The organism is Enterobacter sp. V89_11 (assembly GCF_029967775.1).
In the GTDB taxonomy this organism is placed as follows: Bacteria; Pseudomonadota; Gammaproteobacteria; order Enterobacterales; family Enterobacteriaceae; genus Enterobacter; species Enterobacter ludwigii.
Genome location: NZ_JASCAN010000040.1, coordinates 1 through 4,178 on the forward strand (window position 1 = coordinate 1; position 4,178 = coordinate 4,178).

A 4,178-nucleotide genomic window follows, 5' to 3' on the forward strand; every position below is an offset into this window, starting at 1 on the left:
AAGATTACATCGTTAAAGATGGCGATGTGATGAACTCTTGTTTAACGTTTGATTTCCTTACGGCGTCAAAACACATTTTCCAGGAGTTCTGTCTTCATACTGGGTTCAAAAGGAATGATTTCGGCAGTCGCAAGTTTTAACCTCTGAAAAGGATCCTCGCATAAGCGCTCTTCATGAGAGGCAAGACTCTCACACTTAGGGAGAATGACACCACCGTTTCTTGGGATCCGTCTACCGGACGTCAGCCCCCCCCTCTACGTATCCTTTTTTAAGCCACTCAACATGAGCAGGTATCGCTGCGTCAATCTCTTCGAGTGGTTTTATATTGGTTAAAATAACTATGTAAACCGTGCTCATCCTTTGCCTCTCAGTTAGGTTTTTACGCCGATTGTTGGAACTGTTTATGCAGCTCCTCTTTTGCCACCCGGTATTGTTATAACGTTTATGTGTATTTTAATCTTAATACGCGGGTCCGGATTGGGAAAATACGTTATGCATCATATGAAAAACCAATCATGCCAGCCGTTTTTTTACCGCATAACTACAGACAATGATGACTTCCCTTGGAAGAGTGAATGTTAAGCAATAAAAAAGTCCCTTGGGGAGGTGCAGACAAATATACTTTGTCACACAGTGCATTGAAGTTTGTCAAAACGCCTGGTAACGGCTTTTGTTCATTTAATACAAAGACTAATTAACGTGTTGAATCTAACATTGCATAGTCTAATAATGATATGCCGAAAGTATATTTTTACCGTTTAACGATCACAATGCTTCTATAATCTGTTTCATTTTTTATCCAGAATATTTCATCTTGAGGTAACGTTCCATCACTGCAGAAATCAACAAGTTTACCTAACCATCCATCAGGAACATATTTGTGATAATGCATATTCTCAACATATTCAGAATATAGTCGCTTACTATCAAAGTCTATAAATAAATCCGGCATTAGATCATATATATCCCACCAGGTTGTTTTTTCTGAAAGCCTATTGTAAAACGCCACAGACATATCATCCTTATCGTATAAATAACCCTCTTTAATTAAGTTATCAATGAATATTTGTACGTTTTCTTCATTTACTACTGGTATGTCATATCTTTCTTTATGGATATCCTGTAAGTTAATTTCCACCCCGTTTTTCACAAAATCGTCTACCCATTTAACTCTGTCCAAAACCCACATTTCTTTAAAGGCAACGAACCAGTAAAATCTTCCTTCGTTCTTCACTATTACAAGGAGTTCATCATCTTTATTAACATTCATATAGTAACCTATTTTACATTCCCCGAGCCTGGAATCGCTACTTCTTCAAGCCATTCTGCCCACATTGATGGTAATTCATACGATCTACCTGGCGTTGTCGGATCGACACGCTTAGGAGCTAACCAACCTTGATTTAACGGATTAGTACGATAAACGGCCTGAGGTATTGCACTTTCTTCTATGAAATCCGCCATCCACTTAGGAAGTTGAAAGGAGACAATTTCTGCATTACCACCTCTAATATCAAGGAAATGCTGAGCATGCGAGCTATCTCCAATACTGATATTTAAGGTTCCACTATTTAAGTGGTCCACGCTGAATTTTGGGGTTATTAGCAGAATCTAATTTGATTCTGACCCGACTTGCATTTGGTGGAATTCCCGCTTGAACCCTAAATATAGACTCAGTTGCATTGGGATCCCCTCTCTTGCATAGACCCAGCGGAGCTATTCAACCTAATGGATTAGGAGCATAGCTGTAAAGATTTAACCCGCCATATAGCCCTATCAGATCCTGCTGCGTAAACCGTCCGCAGCCCGGGCCGTAATACCGGAACAGTTTGTAGTGCAGCCCTGTCTCACGATCCAGGTATTGCCCCTGCATCCGCAGGTTCTGGGAATATCCTGATACCTGCGTTTCACTTTCCCGCAGCAGCTTGCCCCAGGCGCTGTTCATCCCTTCCCAGCGCACCTGCCCTTCAATATCCGTCATCCGCTCCGTCGTGCCGTTCGGCTGATAGTGGAACCAGAAGATCTCCGGGGCATCCACGCCATCAATGCGCGCCAGCGGGTCGTAGCTGTCCTGATCGCTTTAGACACAGGTCAGCGGCACGTCCCCGTGCACCTCCTGCAGCAGGCGGACCCCTTCCCAGACAAACCGGGTGGTGACCGGCTTGACGGTTGGCTGTCCGCCCATCATCTGGCGTCGCGTTTTGCTGATGCGGCGACCGAGCGGATCGTAGCGGAAGCTGACCTGCGTCTGCGGTTTGTTGCGGTCCCGCGGCTGGCTAATCACTTCCGTCAGGCGATCTTCACCGTCGTAGCGGTAGTGCCAGCGGGTCTGGCCGTTATCCTTCTCCACAGTGCGGCCGTGGATATCATAGCGCCAGCGAATGCCGTTCAGCTGCGTCAGGCGGTTGTCCGTGACCTTCTCAGCAGAACCTTCCAGCGGGTTACCGGCAGCATCCCAGCGGCACTGCTCCTGGCCAGGCAACGTGCTGTCCTGTACAGGCAAAATATTGAGGGTAAGGGTCAGCAAGGTGCGTAAGGAGGAAGTCCGAATGCCTGTTGAAGGTAAAGATTACATCGTTAAAGATGGCGACGTGGTGAACATCTTGTTAACGTTTGATCTGTTTTGAATGGAAAAAATCCACGCTTTGGCATGGATTTTTTTCATATGGGAGACTCATTGCGCCACCAGAATAATATTTATAGTTGGATTGGTTTGTAGTTTATAATTTTATCAGCAATTTCTTCTGCGCTAAGTTCTTCATAATAAATGTAATTGGCTGCCTGAGGGTCTGCGACACTTCTACAAAGTAGGTCAATGTTGTTCTCAGCTTCCTCTTCTGTACCTTCACTACGTTGGATTTTTTTTATCAGTTCAATAAGCTTTTGTCTTTGCATATTACTCCTTAAAAAGGATAAGCACGGTCTAGTGTGTCAAGGTGATATCTTGGCGTAATAATTACCAGATTATCAATATCATATACACCGCCTCCATGTTGGGCAGGGGTTCTATGGTGTAGTACAAAATATCTATTTTTCACGTTCCATTGCATAGCATGCGCTATTGGAGCTTTCCGCCCCGCATTCTGGTAACATTTGATGAACAACATTGCTTTGAAAGATGCGAATCGAAATATCCCCCTATACAGAAGTTCTCGCTAAAATCATCAAAGGATTTTACTTCCCGGCCTCGTAATTTATCGACAATAGAAGATGGGAATAAACTTGCATCACCATGCTATTTCGCTGAAATAGCGTTAATTGCAGTCAGTTAATACAAACCCTAATAATATGATTTTATATCTGGCAGCCTGACTTTCACCCTCAGCTAAAACTATATGCAAAACATTGCCTGCAAACAAACTGGAATAAACATAAATATCTAAATCGTTATATTTATAGGAGGGGCTTAGATCATCGCTATATGTTTTAACCTTTATCCCAGAGATATTTTTCAAGATTTGTTTTTTTAAATCATCATGTATACCCCAAAGAGGTTTGGCATCTTCATTTTTGAAAACAATCTCGCAATCTAACTTTGGTATGGATATTTTTTCTGAATAATCATAAAAATCATCATCCTTTCCATCATATATTGTTCTCTTGGGTTTAAAATTATAACTTCCCAGACTCATGAAATTTATTTCTCTCTAATTTTTTATCAGCCAATAGTTGTTTTATTGATTTAGATAGTGCATATTGAGTTCCCCCTCCTGGTTGTTCAAACCAAGGTATCGCGGGTCCTGCATATGCATGTACCGGAGCAACCGCTTCGTAGGTTTTATATGTTTTATCTAGCGTATCCAAAGGCAAGGCTCGGCTTTCGAAAGATGCTCCAGCAGGAGATACGAAAGTTCCTGTATCACTGAAAGTCCCATCGTTGATACGACCACCATATCTGTCAATTTTAGTTCCCGGTTTCAATGTTATCGGCGTAGCTTTGGTAAGCCCTCTATTTGGAGGCCATGCTCCAGGTCCCATAAAGGATTCTAAGCTTTGCCAGTCTTGGTTTTTCCATAATTTATATGCTTTTGAAGCATCTGTCCGTGTTTTGAAAAACACCTTTTGATTTGGATTGGAAACCATTCCATTCATTTTGACACCGACTCACCCCCCACGGATCCACCCCAGCGCATTCGGCGCATACTGGTAAAGGTTTATCCCCCCGCCAGCCCTATCGG

Annotated in this window: 8 protein-coding genes and 2 pseudogenes; 1 reads left to right on the forward strand and 9 read right to left on the reverse strand. The window is 42.9% G+C overall.

Annotated features, from left to right (window positions below; all coding sequences use genetic code 11):
- Positions 1-65: 65 nt before the first annotated feature.
- From QLG09_RS22135 to QLG09_RS22150, 4 genes and pseudogenes are all read right to left on the reverse strand, one after another.
- Positions 66-357: pseudogene (locus tag QLG09_RS22135) on the reverse strand (YciI family protein).
- A 394-nt stretch (positions 358-751) separates the two neighbouring features.
- Entirely contained in the window at positions 752-1,270 is a 519-nt protein-coding gene (locus QLG09_RS22140; RefSeq protein ID WP_049023182.1) for a hypothetical protein, read from the reverse strand.
- A gap of 8 nt (positions 1,271-1,278) precedes the next feature.
- Positions 1,279-1,584 carry a hypothetical protein gene (locus QLG09_RS22145; protein ID WP_126488231.1) on the reverse strand — a complete coding sequence of 102 codons (306 nt, stop codon included), beginning with the start codon at positions 1,582-1,584 and terminating at the stop codon, positions 1,279-1,281.
- Between the two features lie 139 nt (positions 1,585-1,723).
- Positions 1,724-2,497, reverse strand: a pseudogene (locus QLG09_RS22150) (RHS repeat-associated core domain-containing protein); the annotation flags it as partial.
- 31 nt (positions 2,498-2,528) lie between these two features.
- Between QLG09_RS22150 and QLG09_RS22155 the strand changes: the two are divergent.
- Positions 2,529-2,627 (forward strand): DUF933 domain-containing protein, encoded by a 99-nt coding sequence (locus QLG09_RS22155; protein ID WP_196761980.1) that lies wholly within the window; start codon positions 2,529-2,531, stop codon positions 2,625-2,627.
- Between the two features lie 70 nt (positions 2,628-2,697).
- Here QLG09_RS22155 and QLG09_RS22160 read toward each other — a convergent pair whose 3' ends face one another.
- From QLG09_RS22160 to QLG09_RS22170, 5 genes are read right to left on the reverse strand one after another with little or no spacing between them, the layout of a single operon-like run.
- Positions 2,698-2,895 carry a hypothetical protein gene (locus tag QLG09_RS22160; protein WP_049023489.1) on the reverse strand — a complete coding sequence of 66 codons (198 nt, stop codon included), beginning with the start codon at positions 2,893-2,895 and terminating at the stop codon, positions 2,698-2,700.
- A gap of 8 nt (positions 2,896-2,903) precedes the next feature.
- Positions 2,904-3,107, reverse strand: a complete 204-nt coding sequence (locus QLG09_RS22410) for a hypothetical protein (protein WP_332908929.1) — start codon at positions 3,105-3,107, stop codon at positions 2,904-2,906.
- Complete coding sequence (locus QLG09_RS22415) at positions 3,059-3,205, reverse strand: hypothetical protein (RefSeq protein ID WP_332872188.1); 147 nt, start codon at positions 3,203-3,205, stop codon at positions 3,059-3,061. The genes QLG09_RS22410 and QLG09_RS22415 overlap by 49 nt, the downstream gene beginning before the upstream one ends.
- Before the next feature lie 49 nt (positions 3,206-3,254).
- Complete coding sequence (locus QLG09_RS22165; RefSeq protein ID WP_049023488.1) at positions 3,255-3,632, reverse strand: hypothetical protein; 378 nt, start codon at positions 3,630-3,632, stop codon at positions 3,255-3,257.
- A complete protein-coding gene (locus QLG09_RS22170) occupies positions 3,613-4,092 on the reverse strand; it encodes a TNT domain-containing protein (protein ID WP_079230882.1) in 480 nt (159 codons plus the stop codon). The genes QLG09_RS22165 and QLG09_RS22170 overlap by 20 nt, the downstream gene beginning before the upstream one ends.
- Positions 4,093-4,178: the final 86 nt, after the last annotated feature.